Origin of the sequence: Pseudomonas delhiensis (genome assembly GCF_900187975.1) — a bacterium.
Lineage (GTDB): Bacteria > Pseudomonadota > Gammaproteobacteria > Pseudomonadales > Pseudomonadaceae > Pseudomonas > Pseudomonas delhiensis.
In genome coordinates this window covers 20,210-38,559 of sequence record NZ_FZPC01000037.1, presented here as the reverse complement: position 1 = coordinate 38,559, position 18,350 = coordinate 20,210, and the positions used below count along the sequence as shown (strand labels likewise).

Genomic DNA, 18,350 nt, shown 5'->3' with positions numbered 1-18,350 from the left:
TTGAAGGGGCGGGAGGAATTCGAAGAGCACCCGATACACCATAACCGCCGGCAAATTCTATCGATGGCACCCGTAGGGCGAATAACCCCGAAGGGGTTATCCGCCGATCGCGGATAGAGTCCTACGCCGCCACCGCTGTCCCACCTGTAGGAGCGCGCCCTGCGCGCGATTCGCGGGCAGGGCCCGCTCCTACAATGGGGCAAGATGGGAGACGCGAATTTCGATCCAGTCACTCCCGCGAACGACGGAGCCCAGAAGACAGTTGCTCCTACGGTTCCGGGAAGCACGGTCGGAGCGGACTCCGTCCGCGATTGGCATCGGCCGCGCCGGACGCCCCGGTGGCACGCCTCAACGCTCTCGCAAAGCCTCCGCCCGCGCCCGCAGGATGGGCTTGAGCAGGTAGCTGAGGATGCTCTTCTTGCCGGTCATGATGTCCACGCTGGCGATCATGCCGGGGATGATCAGCAGCGGTTTCTCGTCGCTGCCCAGGTGGCTTTTGCGGGTACGCAGCTTGATCAGGTAGAAGCTGTTGCCGTCCTCGTCGGTGACGGTGTCGGCGCCTATCTGCTCCAGCTCCGCCGGCAGCCCGCCGTAGATGGTGTAGTCGTAGGCGGTGAACTTGACCATGGCCTTCTGCCCGGGGTGCAGGAAGGCGATGTCCTGCGGGCGGATGCGCGCCTCCACCAGCAGGGTGTCGTCCAGCGGGACGATTTCCACCAGGTCGCTGCCTGGCTGGATCACCCCGCCGATGGTGTTGACCAGCAGCTGCTTGACGATGCCGCGCACCGGCGAGGTGACCAGGGTGCGGTTGACCCTGTCCTCCAGGGCCTTGCCGGTGGCCTCGGCCTTGCTCAGGTCGGTGCGCGCCTCGTTGAGTTCCTTGAGCGCGTCGCTGCGGAAGCGCGAGCGGGTCTCGGCGACCTTGCGCTCGACTTCCTTGATCGCCGCCTCGGCGCGGGGAATGGCCAGGCTGGTGGCGTCCAGCTGGCCGCGGTTCTCCACCTCGGCGCGTTTGAGGCGCAGCAGCTCTACCTGGGACATGGCGCCCTGCCCCACCAGCGGCGCGGACATGGCGATTTCCTGGCGCAGCAGCTCCAGGCTGTTGCGGTACTGCGCCTGCTTGGAGACGAACTCGCGCAGCTCCTGCTGCTTCTGTACCAGCTGCTGCTCCAGGCCGGCGACCTCGTCCTTGAGCTGCTGCTGGCGGCTGTGGAACAGCGCCTCCTCGCTGCCGGCCTGGCCCGGGACCTTGGCGCGGACGTCGTCGGGGATGCGCAGCTCGCGGTCCTCCACCTCGGCGGACAGGCGCTCCACGCGCAGGAACATGGCCAGGCGGTCGGCCTCGGTCTCGCCGACGTTGGATTCGAAGCGCGTCGGGTCCAGGCGCATCAGCGACTCGCCGGCCTGCACCACCTGGCCCTCGTGGACGAATATCTGCGAGACGATGCCGCCCTCCAGGTTCTGGATCTTCTGCACCTTGGACGAGGGAATCGCCTTGCCTTCGCCGCGGGTCACCTCGTCTATCTCGGCGAAGTGCGCCCACAGGCCGAGGAACAGGGCGAAGCCGACCAGCGTCCAGATGGTCAGGCGCACCACCCGCGGGGCGTCTTCCACCAGGGCCTTGCTGACTTCCGGCAACGGCTGCCCGGAAAGGTCCTCGCTGCCGCGGAAGTAGCCGCGGATGGACTGGCCGAAGAGGCCGAACGGATTAAGCGACACTGATCTGCCCCTTCTTCAATGCGTCCAGCACCACGTCCTTGGGGCCGTCGGCGATGATCCGCCCACGGTCGATGATCACCAGGCGCTCCACCAGGCTGAGCATGGAGGCGCGGTGGGTGACCAGCAGCAGCGTCTTGTCGGCGATGAGCGGCTGCAGGCGCTGCTTCAGGCGTTCCTCGCCGGCGTTGTCCATGGAGCTGGTGGGCTCGTCGAGCAGCAGGATCGGCGGGTCCAGCAGCATTGCGCGGGCCAGGGCGACGTTCTGCCGCTGGCCGCCGGAGAGGTTCAGCCCGCGCTCGCCCACCTGCAGCTCGTAGCCCTGCGGGTGCAGCCGGGCGAACTCGTGCACGCCGGCCAGTTCGGCGGCGCGCAGCACCGTCTCGTCGTCGACGTAGCGCGCGCCGGCCACCAGGTTGTCGCGCAGGCTGCCGCTGAACAGGTTGATGTCCTGGGGCAGGTAGCCGATGTTGTGGCGCAGGTCGCTGACGTCCAGCTGCCGGGTGTCGACGCCGTCCACCAGGAGACTGCCGCTGTCGGCGCGGTACAGGCCGACGATCAGCTTGGCCAGGGAGCTCTTGCCCGAGCCGCTGCGGCCGATGATGCCGACCTTCTCGCCGGGGCGGATCGCCAGGTTGATGTCGTGCAGCGCCTCGACCTGCTGGTTGGGGTAGGCGAAGCTCAGCTGGCGCAGCTCGATGCCGCCCTGCAGCTGCTGGCGGCTCAGCGGGCGCTCGCTGCTGTTGCGCTCCTGCTCCAGGGCCATCATCTGGTCGGTGCTGTGCATGGTCAGGCGCGCCTGCTGGTAGCGCTGGATCAGCCCGGAGAGCTGGGTCAGCGGGCCGAGGGCGCGGCCGTTGAGCATGTAGCAGGCGATCAGGCCGCCCATGCTGAGGTCGCCGGCGATGATCAGGTAGACGCCGCCGATGACCATCACCACCCCGGCCAGGGCCTGGATCAGCAGCGTCAGGTTCATCGCCAGGCTGGACAGCAGCTTGACCCGCAGCTCCAGGCGGCCGAGGGTGCCGATGGTCTGCTCCCAGAGGTACTGGCGCTCGCTCTCGGCGTTGTTGACCTTGACCGCGTCGAGCCCGGCGAGGGTCTCGATCAGGCTCGACTGGCGCTCGGCGGCCAGGGCCATGGTGCGGTTCATGGTCTCCACCAACGGCTTCTGCAGCAGCCAGCCGATGCCGGCGGCCAGCGGGAAGGCCAGCAGCGGGACGAACACCAGGGGCCCGCCGATGATGCCGATCACCAGCAGGATCAGCAGGGTGAACGGCAGGTCGATCAGGCTGGTCAGCGTCAGCGAGGCGAGGAAGTCGCGCAGCGTCTGGAACTCGTGGATGTTCTGGGCGAAGCTGCCGACCCGCGCCGGGCGCTGCTTCAGGTCCATGCCGACGATGCGCTCGAAGAGGGTCGCGCTGATGATCAGGTCGGTCTTCTTGCCGGCCAGGTCCAGGCACAGGCCGCGCAGGGTCTTGAGCAGCAGGTCGAACAGGTAGGCACCGCTGATGCCGATGGCCAGCACCCAGAGGGTGGCGGCGGCCTGGTTGGGCACCACGCGGTCGTAGACGTTCATCACGAACAGCGGCGCGGCCAGGGCGATGAGGTTGATCAGCAGGCTCGCCGCCACCGCATCGACGTACAGCCAGCGCGAACGCATGAGGGTGTCGCGGAACCAGCGCCGCGCCCGGGGGATCATCTCGCCGTGCTGCAGGTCGTACTGGTGCTGCGGCTGGGCGAAGAAGGCCTGGCCGGCGTAGTCCTCGGCCAGCAGCTCGCGGGCCACGCGCACCTCGCCGCCGTCGCTCTCGCTGAGCAGCAGGCGCGCCTCGCCGCCGGCCTCCCAGCCCAGCAGCACGGCGCAGCGGCCTTCGCGCAGCAGCAGCATGGCCGGCAGCGCGATGGCCGGGATCTGCTCCAGCGGCCGCCGCAGCAGGCGCCCCTGCAACCCGGCGCGGGCCGCCGCGCGCGGCAGCAGCTCGGCGGACAGGCGCTGCCCGGGCAGCGGCAGGCCGCTGGTGAGCATGGCCCGGCTGGCCGGCTTGCGGTGCAGCGCGCACAGGCTCAGCAGGCTGTCCAGCAGGGGGTCGTCCAGCAGGACGCGCGGATCACGACTCAAGGGGACTCGGCTGGTTTCCTGATCCACGCGGCTCTACTCCGGGGTTGGGTGCGGGGCCGGCTCAGTTGAGGCCGGGCAGCTGCACCTGGGGCTTGACGTCTTCGCTGGCCACGCTGGCCAGGGGCGCGACCACGCCCTGGCTCTTGAGCAACTCGCCCAGGGTGGCCTTCACCCGGTACTGGGTGAACAGCTCGGTGTAGCGCAGGTCGACCAGGCGGCGCGAGGCGTTGAACAGTTCGTTCTCGCTGTCCAGCAGGTCCAGCAGGGTGCGTTCGCCGATGCTGAACTGCTTCTGGTAGGCCTCGCGTACGCGGGTGCTGTAGTCCACGTACTGGCGGGCGATGGGCAGTTGGTCGCGGGCGTTGGCCAGGGCGTTCCAGGCCAGGCCGAGTTCCTCGTTGAGCTGGCGCAGGGCGTTGTTGCGGATGTCCAGGGCCTGGTTGGCCTGGTAGGACCTGGACTGCAGCTCGGCCTTGTTGCTGCCGCCGGCGAACAGGTTGTAGCGCATGCGCAGCATGGCCTGCCAATCGTTGTTGTGGCCCGGGTCGCCGGAGAGGTTGTTGTCGGCGTTGCGCGACAGCTCGGCGTCGAAGCGCGGGTAGAACGGCGCCTTGGCCGCCTCGTACTGCTTCTCGGCGGCGGCCACGTCGGACTCGGCCGAACGCAGGATGGGGCTGTTCTCCAGCAGCTGTCGGCGCGCGTCCTGCAGGTCCTGCGGCAACAGGCCCGGCAGGCCGGCCGGCTCGCTCAGCTCCAGCGGCTCGGCGCCGACCACGCTCAGGTAGTTGGTGCGGGCGTCGGCCAGGTTGGTCTGCTCGGTGAGCAGGTTGTTGCGCGCCTGGGCCAGGCGCGCCTCGGCCTGGTCCTGGTCGGCCAGGCGGCCGACGCCGCGGGCGCTGCGCAGGCTGATCTGGTCGTAGATGCGCTGGTGGCTCTTCAGGTTCTCCTCGGCCAGGCGGACCATCTCCTGGCGGCGCAGCACGTCGGTATAGACCTGGGCGACTTCCAGCGCGGTGCGCTCGGCGGTGCCCAGCAGCGCGTAGGCGCGGGAGTTCACCGTGGCCTTCTGGCGGCCCACCTCGCTGGAGGTGGCGAAACCGTCGAACACCATCTGCCGCAGGCTCAGCGCCGACTCGCCGCGGTTCATGGTCCGCCAGTGGTCACCCTCGCCACGGGTGGTGGGGTTGTCGGCGCCCTCGCGGCCATAGCCGGCGGTGAGGTCGACCGAAGGCAGGTAGCCGCCCTGGGCGGCACGCAGCTGCTGGTCGGCGGCCAGGCGGCTGTTCACCCCGGCCTGGATCTCCGGGTGCACGTCCATGGCGCGCTGCATGGCTTCGCTGAGGGTGGTGGCATGGGCCGGAGCCGCGCAGGCCAGCGCGAGGGGCAACAGGGGCACGAAACGCAAACGCATGGTTTGAACATCCTTATCGCAGGGATATGGACAGCGATTCGTGTACCCAGGGGTGGCATCGGAGGACCGGCGAATGCGCTGCACGTGAGGAGGTCATTGGCGCCCGGAACCCCGTGGAAAATTTTTTCGCGAGGCTCTTTGACATCACAGTGACATCGTTTTGCCAATTGTTTAGGATGCCTCGGAAATGGTCAATAGATTGGCATAAACCTAATCGCGAAAACATATTAAGCCAATTAGTTGACGTCAGTTTTCCAGCTTCAGCCGACAAGGGAATGCCACCTGGCGCCGCCATCAGGGCCGCGACCCGGCCGGCACGCCAGCATCCGCCTCAGGGGAGAAGTGCAATGAGCAGCGTCGTCGCAGTGGTGAAAAGCGTCATCGGGCAAGTGCTGGCGGTATCCGCCGAGGGGCAGCGCAGGGTGCTGGTCGAGGGCGACCGGATCTTCCTGGGCGACCTGGTGCAGACCGGCGACGCCGGTGCGGTGGCCCTGAAGCTGCCCGACGGCCGCGTGCTCGACCTGGGCCGCGACAGCCAGCTCAGCGCCAACGAACTGGCACCCCAGGCGCAGTCTCCGGGTGCCGCACCAGGCAGCACCGAGGAGCTGCAGAAGGCCATCGCCGCCGGCGCCGACCCGACCCAGGCCCTCGCCCCCACCGCGGCCGGCCCGGGCGCCAGCGCCGGTGGCAGCGGCCCGGCCGGCGGCGGCCACAGCTTCGTGCTGCTGGAGGAAACCGGCGGCCACGTCGACCCGAGCATCGGCTACACCACCAGCGGCCCGGGCGCTGCCGGCCAGGGCGACGGCGAACGCCAGCAGGAGCTGGCGCCGAACCTCGCGCCCAGCTTCGTCGACGACCAGGGCAACGCCCTCGCCGGCCTGCAACTGAGCACCGCCGAGGACACCCTGCTGCAGGGCGCCTTCCAGGCCCGCGACCCGAACGGCGACAGCCTCACCTACTCCCTCGCCCGGGGCCCGGCCAACGGCAGCCTGATCGTCAACGCCGACGGCACCTGGCAGTACCTGCCCAACCCCGACTACAACGGCGCCGACAGCTTCGTGGTGACGGTCACCGACAACCGCGGCGCGTCCAGCAGCCTGACCGTCGACATCGGCGTGAGCGCGGTCAACGACGCCCCTGTGGCCAGCGGCAGCTACGGCACAACCCTCGTCGACACCCCGGCCAACGACAGCTTCGCCGACATCAGGGGCCAGCTGCAGGCCAGCGACGTCGACGGCGACCAACTGACCTGGAGCGGCAGCGCCAAGGGCGCCTTCGGCCAGCTCACGGTCAATCCCGACGGCAGCTACGTCTACGTGGTCGACGCCGCCGCGGTGAATGCCCTGCCCGCCGGCCAGCACCCGCAGGACAGCTTCACCGTCACCGTGCGCGATCCGTCCGGGGCCAGCGACACCCGGGTGATCGACATCGACATCCAGGGCGCCAACGACACGCCCCAGGCCAGCAACGCCCAGGCCCAGGCAACCGAAGACGGGCAGCTCACCGGCCAGATTGCCGCCAGCGACCCCGACACCGGCAGCAGCCTGACCTTCACCGTCGACGGCAAGGCCCCCGCCGGCTTCACCCTGCAGCCCGACGGCAGCTGGAGCTTCGACGGCAAGGACCCGGCCTACCAGCACCTGGGCGACGGCCAGACCCAGGTGATCAGCATCCCGGTGGTGGTAACCGACGACCAGGGCGCCAGCAGCACCAGCACCCTGACCATTACCGTCACCGGCACCGGCACCAACGATGCGCCCGTGGCCCAGGCCGGCAGTGCGGCTACCGGCGAGAACGGCGTCCTGAACGGCCAGGTTCCGGCGGCCACTGACGTCGACGGCAGCATCGCCGGCTACCAGCTGACCAGCGATGTCGGCCACGGCAACGGCACGCTGACCTTCAACAGCGACGGCAGCTACCGCTTCGATCCGGGCCAGGACTTCGACAACCTGCTGGCCGGTGCCAGCCGTGACGTCACCTTCACCTACCAGGCCAAGGACGACAACGGCGCGCTGAGCGATCCGCAGACCATCACCATCACCATTACCGGCAGCAACGATGCGCCGGTAGCCCAGGCCGCCACTGCGGCGGTCGATGAGGACAGCCAGATCGGCGGCCAGTTGCAGGCCAGCGATGCCGACCAGGGCGCACAGTTGCAGTTCGGCTCGGACAGCCCCCTGCCCGCCGGCTTCACCCTGGGCCAGGATGGCAAGTGGAGCTTCGATGCCGGCAATGCCGCCTACCAGCATCTGGCTGCCGGTCAGACGCAGATCATCAACGTCCCCTACTTCGTTGTCGATGACCAGGGCGCCAGCACCAGCAGCACCCTGACCATTACCGTCACCGGTACCAACGATGCGCCTGTGGCCCAGGCCGCCACTTCGGCGGCCGACGAGGACCGGGTGAGCACCGGTCAGTTGACGGCTACCGATGCCGACGATGGCGCCGTCCTGACCTATGGCATCGATGGCAATGCGCCCGCTGGCTTCACCCTACAGCCCAACGGCAGCTGGAGCTTCGACGGCAAGGATGCGGCCTACCAACACCTGGCCGCTGGCGAAACCCAGGTGATCAGCGTTCCGGTGATCGTCACCGATGATCAGGGTGCTACCACTAGCAACACCCTGACCATCACCGTCACCGGCACCAACGATGCGCCCGTGGCCCAGGCCGGCACTGCGACTACCGGCGAGAACGGCGTCCTGAACGGCCAGGTTCCGGCGGCCACTGACGTCGACGGCAGCATCGCCGGCTACCAGTTGACCAGCGATGTAGGCAATGGCAACGGCACGCTGACCTTCAACAGCGACGGCAGCTACCGCTTCGATCCGGGCCAGGACTTCGACAACCTGCCGGCCGGTGCCAGCCGCGACGTCACCTTCACCTACCAGGCCAAGGATGACAGTGGCGCACTGAGCGATCCGCAGACCATCACCATCACGGTGACCGGCACCAATGACATCCCAGTCGCCCGGGCTGCCAGCGCCACGACCGACGAGAACACCGTGCTCGACGGCCAGGTTCCGGCTGCCAGCGACGTCGATGGCAGCATCGCCGGTTACCAGCTGACCAGCGGTGTGGGCACCGGCAACGGTACCCTCACCTTCAACGCCGACAGCAGCTACCGCTTCGCCCCGGGCCAGGACTTCGACAACCTGCCGGCCGGTGCCAGCCGCGACGTCACCTTCACCTACCAGGCCAAGGATGACAGTGGCGCATTGAGTGCTCCGCAGACGGTCACCATCACCGTCACCGGCACCAACGATGCGCCGGTGGCCCAGGCTGCCACTGCGGCGGTCGACGAGGACAGCCAGATCAACGGCCAGTTGCAGGCCACCGATGCCGACCAGGGCGCCCAGTTGCAGTTCGGCTCGGACAGCCCGCTGCCCGCCGGCTTCACGCTGGGGCTGGACGGCAAATGGAGCTTCGACGCCAGCAATCCTGCCTACCAGCATCTGGCTGAAGGCGAGATTCAAACCATCAGCATCCCGGTCGTCGTCACCGATGACCAGGGGGTTACCAGCGGCAGTACCCTGACTATTACCGTCACCGGCACCAACGACATCCCCGTTGCCCAGGCCGTCAGCGCTGCCGTTGATGAAGACCAGGTGAGCACCGGCCAACTGGTAGCCACCGATGCCGACGACGGCGCCGTCCTGAGCTTCAGCATCGATGGCAATGCCCCCGCCGGCTTCACCCTACAGCCCAACGGCAGCTGGAGCTTCGACGGCAAGGATGCGGCCTACCAACACCTGGCAGCTGGTGAAACCCAGGTGATCAGCGTTCCGGTGATCGTCACCGATGATCAGGGCGCTACCAGTAGCAGCACCCTGACCATCACGGTGACCGGCACCAACAACGCACCGGTGGCCCAGGCAGGCAGCGCCACCACCGGTGAAAATACCGTCCTCAATGGCCAGGTCCCGGTTGCCAGCGATGTCGATGGCAGCATCACCAGTTACCAACTGACCAGCGACGTCGGCACCGGCAACGGCACCCTCACCTTCAACAGCGACGGCAGCTATCGCTTCGACCCGGGCCAGGACTTCGACAGCCTGCCGGCCAACGTCAGCCGCGATGTTACCTTCACCTACCAGGCCAAGGATGACAGTGGCGCGCTGAGCGATCCGCAGACCATCACCATCACCGTGACCGGCACCAACGATGCGCCGGTGGCCCAGGCCGCCACTGCCGCGGTCAACGAAGACAGCCAGATCAACGGCCAGTTGCAGGCCACCGATGCCGACCAAGGAGCCCAACTGCAATTCGGCTCGGACAGCCCGCTTCCCGCCGGCTTCACGCTGGATCAGGACGGCAAATGGAGCTTCGATGCCAGCAATCCCGCCTATCAGCACCTGGCTGCGGGACAAACCCAGGTCATCAGCATCCCGGTGGTCGCCACCGATGACCAGGGGGCTACCAGTAGTAGCACCCTGACCATCACCGTTACCGGAACCAACGATATCCCCGTCGCCCAAGCTGCCAGCGCAGCAGCCGACGAAGACCAGGTGAGCACCGGCCAATTGGTAGCCACTGACGCTGATGATGGCGCCGCCCTCACCTACAGCATCAACGGCAATGCGCCCGCCGGCCTCACCCTGAAAAGCGATGGCAGCTGGACTTTCGATGGCAAGGACCCGGCCTATCAACATCTGGCGGATGGTGAGACGCAAGTAATCAACATCCCGGTCATCGTCACCGATGAGCATGGAGCTACCAGCTCCAGCATCCTGACCATTACCGTCACCGGGACCAATGACGCACCGGTCGCCCAGGCCGGCAGCGCTACGACCGAAGAGAACACCGTTCTCAATGGCCAGGTCCCGGCGGCCAGCGACGTCGACGGCACCATTGCCGGCTACCAGTTGGCCAGTGGTGTCGGCACCGGCAACGGCACGCTGACCTTCAACCCCAATGGCGGCTATACCTTCGATCCGGGCCACGACTTCGACAGCCTGCCGGCCGGCGTCAGTCGCGATGTCAGCTTCACCTACCAGGCCAAGGATGACAGCGGCGCGCTGAGCGATCCGCAGACCATCACCATCACCGTGACCGGCACCAACGATGCGCCGGTGGCCCAGGCCGCCACTGCCGCGGTCGACGAAGACAGCCAGATCAATGGCCAGTTGCAGGCCACCGATGCCGACCAAGGAGCCCAACTGCAGTTCAGTTCGGACAGCCCCTTGCCCGCTGGCTTCACGCTGGATCAGGACGGCAAGTGGAGCTTCGACGCCAGCAATGCCGCCTACCAGCATCTGGCTGCCGGTCAGACGCAGGTCATCAGCATTCCGGTGGTCGTTACCGATGACCAGGGCGCTACCAGTGGCAGTACCCTGACTATCACCGTCACTGGCACCAACGACACCCCCGTGGCCCAAGCCGCCAGCGCAGCGGTCGACGAAGACCAGGTGAGCACCGGCCAACTGACGGCCACCGACGCCGATGACGGCGCGGTCCTGACCTTCAGCATCGACGGCAATGCGCCCGCAGGCTTCACCCTGCAATCCAACGGCAGCTGGACCTTCGATGGCAAGGACCCGGCCTACCAGCACCTGGCCAATGACGAAACCCAGGTCATCGGCATCCCGGTAATCGTCACCGACGATCAGGGCGCCACCAGCTCCAGCACCCTGACTCTGACCATTACCGGTACCAACGACGCGCCGGTGGCCCAGGCAGGCAGCGCCACCACCGGGGAGAACACCGTCCTCAACGGCCAGGTCCCGGCCGCCAGCGACGTCGACGGCACCATTGCCGGCTACCAGTTGGCCAGTGGTGTCGGCACCGGCAACGGCACGCTGACCTTCAACCCCAATGGCAGCTATACCTTCGATCCGGGCCACGACTTCGACAGCCTGCCGGCCGGCGTCAGTCGCGACGTCACCTTCACCTACCAGGCCAAGGATGACAGCGGCGCACTGAGTGCCCCGCAGACCATCACCATCACGGTGACCGGCACCAACGACGCCGCCGTCATCATCGGTGCCCAGGCCAGCGTCAACGAGACCAACACCCCGGTCAGCACCGGCGGCCAACTGACCGTCACCGACGTCGACAGCCCGGCCACCTTCGTCGAGCAGACCAACGTCGCCGGCCAGTACGGCCACTTCAGCCTGGCTGCCGACGGCACCTGGAGCTACACCGCCGACTCGGCCTACAACGAGCTCAAGCAGGGCGAGACACTCACCGATACCTTCAGCGTCCAGAGCGCGGACGGCACGCCGTCCAGCGTCACCGTCAACATCGTCGGCAGCAACGACGCGCCGGTGGCCCAGGCCGCCAGCGCCAGCGCCGTGGAAGGCGGCAGCCCGCAGCCGGGCGCCGTCGCCAATGCCACCGACGGCTCGGCGCTGACCCTGACCATCACCACCACGCAGCCGGGCGAGACCATCGGTTTCAACTGGACGTTCAGCACCCAGGACTACGCGCCCTTCAACGACTTCGCCTTCGTGCAGGTCAACGGCCAGGTCGTCACCCTGCTGAGCAGCGTCGCCGCGGTGGGCGACTACGGCACTTCGGGCCCGCAGGCCTTCAGCCATACCTTCGACCAGCCGGGCACCTATACCCTGGTGATCGGCGTGGCGGACAGCGGCGACAGCGCCATCGACTCCACCCTGGTGCTGAGCAACCTGCCGCCGCAAGCCAGCGTCGTCGGCACGGTCGGCCAGGCGGTGCAAGGCGGCACCGGCTGGACCCTCACCAGCAACGGTGCGAACAACCAGGCACTGGTGAACCAGCTCAAGCCGGTCAGCGAGATCACCGGCCAGCTGCAGGCCAGCGACATCGACCATGGCGCCCAGCTGAGCTACTCCGTCGACGGCACCACGCCGGCCGGCTTCACCCTGCGCAGCGACGGCAGCTGGGTGTTCGACGCCAAGGACCCGGCCTACGACAGCCTGGCCGCGAACCAGGTGAAGGTGCTGCAGATCGGCTACACGGTGACCGATGAATACGGCGCCACCGGCAGCAGCACCCTGACCCTGACCATCACCGGCACCAACGACGCTCCGGTGGCCAACGCCGACCAGGCGCAGACCCCGATCAACGTGGCGCTACCGAGCATCGACGTGCTCGGCAACGACACCGACGTCGACGGCGATACGCTCAGCGTCAGCAAGGCGGTGCTCGCCGACCCCAGCCAGGGCAGCGTCAGCATCAACGCCGACGGCACCCTGAACTTCGTGCCCGGCGACAATGTCAGCGGCAACGTGGTGATCCACTACGAGATCAGCGACAGCCATGGCGGCAGCGCCAGCGGCAGCCTGACCGTGCAAGTGGGCGGCAACACCCCGCCGCAGGGCGCCGACCGCACCGACAGCATCGCCGAGGACAGCAGCCGCAGCTTCAGTGCCGCCGACTTCGGCTTCAACGACGCCGATGCCGGCCAGCACCTGCAGGCCGTGCGCATCGACAGCCTGCCGGGCGCCGGCAGCCTGACCTTCGACGGCGTCGCCGTCACCCAGGGCCAGGTGATCGCTGCCGCCGACCTCGGCAAGCTGCTGTTCACCCCCGACGCCAACGGCAATGGCGCGCCCTACGCCAGCTTCGGCTTCAGCGTGCAGGACAGCGCCGGCGCCTTCGACAGCACCCCGCACACCTTCACCCTGGAGGTCACCGCGGTGGACGATCCCTCGGTGCTGCTCCCGAACGTCGCGAGCATGGACGAGGATGACGGCAGCGCGACCGGCAACGTCCTGGACAACGACAGCGACGTGGACGACACGCTGAGCGTGAGCAGCTACAGCGTCGCCGGCTTCAGCGGCAGCATCGCCGCCGGCACCAGCACCACCATCGTCGGCGTCGGCAGCCTCGTCATCAACGCCGACGGCAGCTACAACTTCACCCCGGACGCCAACTACCACGGCGCCGTACCGCAGATCACCTACACCACCAACACCGGCTCCAGCTCGACGCTGGACATCACCGTGAGCTCGGTGAACGATGTTCCGCTGGCCGATAACGGCAGCAAGACCACGCTGGAGGACACGCCGGTTTCCGGTCAGGTCGTGGCCAGCGACGTCGATGGCGACACTCTCACCTACACCCTGAAGTCGGGCGGTGAGCCGGCACACGGCACCCTGGTGCTGGATCCTGCGACCGGCAGCTACACCTATACCCCGAACCTGAACTACCACGGTCCGGATAGCTTCACCGTGGTGATCGAAGACGGCCATAACGGCACCACCGAATCCACCGTCACCCTTACCGTCACCTCAGTGAACGATGACCCGGTGACCAGCGATGACAGCAAGACCACCGCTGAAGACACCCCGGTCTCCGGGCAGGTCGTAGCTACCGATGTCGATGGCGATACCCTCACCTACACCCTGAAATCCGGTGGTGAGCCGGCTCACGGTACGCTGGTGCTGGATCCTGCGACAGGCAGCTACACCTATACCCCGAACCTGAACTACCACGGGCCGGACAGCTTCACCGTGGTGATCGATGACGGCCATAACGGCACCACCGAGTCCACCGTCACCCTCACCATTACCTCGGTGAACGATGACCCGGTGACCAGCGATGACAGCAAGACCACCGCCGAGGACACTCCGGTTTCCGGCCAGGTCGTGGCCACCGATGTCGATGGAGACATCCTGAGCTACACCGTCAAATCCGGCGGTGAGCCAGCCCACGGCACCCTGGTGCTGGATCCTGCGACCGGCAGCTACACCTATACGCCGAGCGCGAACTACCACGGCCCGGACAGCTTCACCGTCGTAGTCAGCGACGGCCACAACGGCACCACCGAATCCACCGTCACCCTCACCGTCACCTCAGTGAACGATGATCCGGTGACCAGCGATGACAGCAAGACCACCGCTGAAGACACCCCGGTTTCCGGCCAGGTCGTAGCTACCGACGTCGACGGTGACGCCCTCACCTACACCCTGAAGTCGGGCGGTGAAACGGCACACGGCACCCTGGTGCTGGATACCGCGACCGGCAGCTACACCTATACCCCGAACCTGAACTACCACGGTCCGGACAGCTTCACCGTGGTGATCGATGACGGCCACAACGGCACCACCGAATCCACCGTCACCCTCACCGTCACCTCGGTGAACGATGTCCCGGTAACCAGCGATGACAGCAAGACCACCGCTGAAGACACCCCGGTTTCCGGCCAGGTCGTAGCTACCGACGTCGACGGTGACGCCCTCACCTACACCCTGAAGTCGGGCGGTGAACCGGCACACGGCACCCTGGTGCTGGATACCGCGACCGGCAGCTACACCTATACCCCGAACCTGAACTACCACGGTCCGGACAGCTTCACCGTGGTGATCGATGACGGCCACAACGGCACCACCGAATCCACCGTCACCCTCACCGTCACCTCGGTGAACGATGACCCGGTGACCAGCGACGACAGCAAGACCACCGCCGAAGACACCCCGGTCTCCGGCCAGGTCGTGGCTAGCGATGTCGACGGAGACATCCTGAGTTACACCGTCAAATCCGGCGGTGAGCCGGCACACGGCACCCTGGTCCTGGATCCTGCGACAGGCAGCTACACCTATACGCCGAACGCGAACTACCACGGGCAGGATAGCTTCACCGTGGTGATCGACGATGGCCATAACGGCACCACCGAATCCACTGTCACCCTCACCGTCACCTCGGTGAACGATGACCCGATGGCCAGCGATGACAGCAAGACCACCGCTGAAGACACCCCGGTTTCCGGCCAGGTCGTAGCTACCGACGTCGACGGTGACGCCCTCACCTACACCCTGAAATCAGGTGGAGAACCGAAGCACGGCACCCTGGTGCTCGACCCGAGCACCGGCCAGTACACCTACACGCCGAGCGCGAACTACAACGGCGGCGACAGCTTCACCGTCGTAGTCAGCGACGGCCACAACGGCACCACTGAATCCACCGTCACCCTCACCGTCACCCCGGTGAACGACGCCCCGGTCGCCGCCAACGACAGCAAGACCACCGGCGAGAACAGCGTGCTCAGCGACCATGTACCGGCCGCCAGCGACGTCGACAGCACGGTCAACCCCAACGGCTACACCCTGGTCAGCGGGCCCGGCGCCGGCAACGGCCACCTGACCTTCAACGCCGACGGCAGCTACGTGTTCAACCCGGGCAGCGACTTCGACAGCCTGGCCCCGAGCGAAAGCCGCCAGGTCAGTTTCACCTACACCGCCAAGGATACCGAAGGCGCCACCAGCGCCCCGGCCACCGTGACCATCACCGTGACCGGCGCCAACGACGCGCCCACCGGCACCGACGCCGCCATCACCCTGGACGAGGACAGCAGCCGCAGCTTCAGTGCCGCCGACTTCGGCTTCCAGGATGTCGACCACAACGACGCCCTCGGCGCCGTGCGCATCGACAGCCTGCCCGGCGCCGGCAAGCTGACCCTCAATGGCGTGGCGGTCAGCGCCGGCCAGGTGATAGCCGCGGCCGACCTGGGCAAGCTGGCGTACACCCCGGCGGCCAACGCCAACGGCGACAACTACGCCAGCTTCACCTTCTCGGTGAAGGACAGCAACGGCGCCTTCGACAGCACGCCGAACAAGCTCACCGTCAACGTCACCCCGGTCAACGACGACCCCGTGGCGGTCAACGACCACTACCTGGTCGGCGGCCTGCAGGGCAACTACTGGGGCTACCGCGAGGGCACCGACGGCAACAACCTGACCAGCCTGAGCATGATCACCGCGTTCATCGCCAAGACCGCGCCCAGCGCCACCTTCACCGCCACTGCGCTCAACTACGGCAACGGCGTGAGCACCGACCTGGGCGGCGACAAGCAGCTGCAGAAGTTCCTCGGCAGCGACGCCGCATCGCTCAACACCGACCCGGCCAACACCAGCGACGCCATCGTCCAGCTCACCGGGCTGGTCAACCTCGCCGCCGGCAACTACACGTTCAGGGTGACGGCGGACGACGGCTTCAGCATCCGCATCGACGGCGTGGAGGTGTTCAAGTACGACGCCAACCAGAGCCCGACGGCCCGCGTGTCGGACAGCTTCACCATCGCCCAGGGCGGCAACCACCAGATCGAGATCCTCTACTGGGACCAGGGCGGCAACGCCCAGTTGAAGGTCGAGCTGGCCCCCGCTGGCGGCAGCTACAGCGTGCTCGGCGGCAGCAGCCTGAGCCACCCGCTGGCCGAACTGGTGACCAACGAGGACACCGCCCTGACCATCGCCGCCAATACCCTGCTGGGCAACGACAGCGACGTCGACGGTGACAGCCTGTCCATCCTCAGCGTGCAGGGCGCGGTCAACGGCACGGTGAAGCTGGAGAACGGCAACGTCGTCTTCACGCCGGCCAAGGACGCCAACGGCACCGGCAGCTTCACCTACACCGTCAGCGACGGCCACGGTGGTACCTCCACCGCCACCGTGACCGTCGGCATCAACGCGGTGAACGATGCGCCGGTGGCCAAGGCCGACAGCGCCTCGACCCAGGAAGACAAGCCCGTCACCCTCAACGTGCTGGCCAACGACAGCGACGTCGACGGCGACACCCTGAGCGTCACCAGTGCCTCCGCCAGCAACGGCAGCGTGACGGTCAACGCCGATGGCACCCTGACCTACACGCCCAAGGCCAACTTCAGCGGCAGCGACACCATCAGCTACACCATCAGCGATGGCCACGGCGGCACCGCCAGCTCGACTGTGGCGGTCAGCGTCACGCCGGTGGCCGACGTGCCGCTGCTCAACAGCGGCAGCATCTTCGCCCTCAACCCCGGCGCAACCAGCATCAGCACCACCCAGGAAATCACCCAGGCCAACCTGGAGACCGAGGCCGGCCTGAGCTCCGGGGCCCTGGATGGCATCGATCCGCCGGCCGGTACCACGACCAGCGACTCGGGCAACGTCGACGTCATCGACGGCTCGCTGACCAGCTCGGACTACACGCTCAAGGCCGGCACCCAGGTCAACTTCGCCTGGACCTTCACCAATGGCGAGAACGTCGTCAGCGAGATCAACAACGGCTACAACGACATAGTGGCGCTGGTGGTCACGGGCCCCAACGGCGTCCGCCAGTTGATCCAGGTGACCTCCTCCGAGCAGCTTGGCGCCGGCGTCAACGGCAATGGCGTACTGAGCTACGCCGCCACCAGCAGCGGCGACTACCACTTCGACTGGCTGGTGCTCAACGGCCGCGATACCAACAAGGACTCCACACTGACACTCGATGCCCCCACCTTCACCCTGGGCGGCAAGACCTACGGCGCGCCGATCGACGTCGGCATCAACGCGGCCCTGAGCGACACCGACGGCTCGGAAAGCCTCTCGGTGAAGATCACCGGCGTGCCCAGCGACGCCACCTTCACCAGCGGTACCCACAACGCCGACGGCAGCTGGAGCTTCACCCAGGCGCAGCTGCACGACCTGCAGCTGCTGCCGGCCAGCGGCTACAACGGCACCCTGACCCTGGGCGTCACCGCCATCGCCACCGAGTCCGACGGCAGCACGGCCAGCGCCACGCAAACGCTGAGCATCACAGTGGCCTCGACCAACAGCAGCGGCAACGACCTGCTGCACGGCTACGGCACCAACAGCGGCAATAGCACCACCGATACCCTCAACGGCGGCGGCGGCCACGACATCCTCTACGGTGGCGCGGGCAACAGCATCCTCAATGGCGGCGATGGCAACGACACCCTGTACGGCGGCCTGGGCAACGACACCCTCGACGGTGGCAAAGACAACGACCTGCTGGTCGGCGGCAAGGGCAACGACACCCTGACCGGCGGCGACGGCGCCGACACCTTCATCTGGCGCGCAGGCGACACCGGCAACGACACCATCACCGACTTCAAGCCCGTCGACCGCATAGACCTGGTAGACCTGCTGCCGGATGCCGCGCACAACGACATCCTCAGCTACCTGAAGGTGGACACGGCGACCTCGACCCTGCAGATCAGCACCACCGGCCAGGTGAACAGCTCGACCGACGTGACCATCAAGCTCACCGGCGTCGACCTCAAGACCTACGGCAATACCTCGGCGGACATCGTCAAGTCGCTGGTGGCCGGCGCCGACCCGCTGGTGAAGACCGAGCACCACTGAGCCCGCGCGGCGGCGCCCCTCCGGCTCCGCCGCGTACCCCACCCCCTGATGGAGA

Annotated in this window: 4 protein-coding genes; 1 reads left to right on the top strand and 3 read right to left on the bottom strand. The window is 67.2% G+C overall.

All coding sequences use genetic code 11. The features are described 5' to 3' along the window. Positions 1-348: 348 nt before the first annotated feature. From CHC02_RS26065 to CHC02_RS26055, 3 genes are read right to left on the bottom strand one after another with little or no spacing between them, the layout of a single operon-like run. Entirely contained in the window at positions 349-1,719 is a 1,371-nt protein-coding gene (locus tag CHC02_RS26065) for an HlyD family type I secretion periplasmic adaptor subunit (RefSeq protein WP_089394292.1), read from the bottom strand. After that, a complete protein-coding gene (locus tag CHC02_RS26060; RefSeq protein ID WP_089394291.1) occupies positions 1,709-3,865 on the bottom strand; it encodes a type I secretion system permease/ATPase in 2,157 nt (718 codons plus the stop codon). Before CHC02_RS26060 ends, CHC02_RS26065 begins: the two co-directional genes overlap by 11 nt. A gap of 34 nt (positions 3,866-3,899) precedes the next feature. After that, on the bottom strand, positions 3,900-5,249 hold the full coding sequence (locus CHC02_RS26055) for a TolC family outer membrane protein (RefSeq protein ID WP_089394290.1): 1,350 nt from the start codon (positions 5,247-5,249) through the stop codon (positions 3,900-3,902). Positions 5,250-5,596: 347 nt separating this feature from the next. Between CHC02_RS26055 and CHC02_RS26050 the strand changes: the two genes are divergently transcribed. Further along, the gene (locus tag CHC02_RS26050) at positions 5,597-18,295 is read left to right on the top strand and encodes a retention module-containing protein (RefSeq protein WP_089394289.1); all 12,699 of its coding nucleotides are present in this window, start codon (positions 5,597-5,599) and stop codon (positions 18,293-18,295) included. The last annotated feature ends 55 nt before the right edge of the window (positions 18,296-18,350 follow it).

Excerpts from the sequence above, each read along its gene's own strand:
- CHC02_RS26050 (WP_089394289.1), top strand. The coding sequence starts at position 5,597 with ATGAGCAGCGTCGTCGCAGTGGTGAAAAGCGTCATCGGGCAAGTGCTG.
- CHC02_RS26055 (WP_089394290.1), bottom strand. The coding sequence starts at position 5,249 with ATGCGTTTGCGTTTCGTGCCCCTGTTGCCCCTCGCGCTGGCCTGCGCG.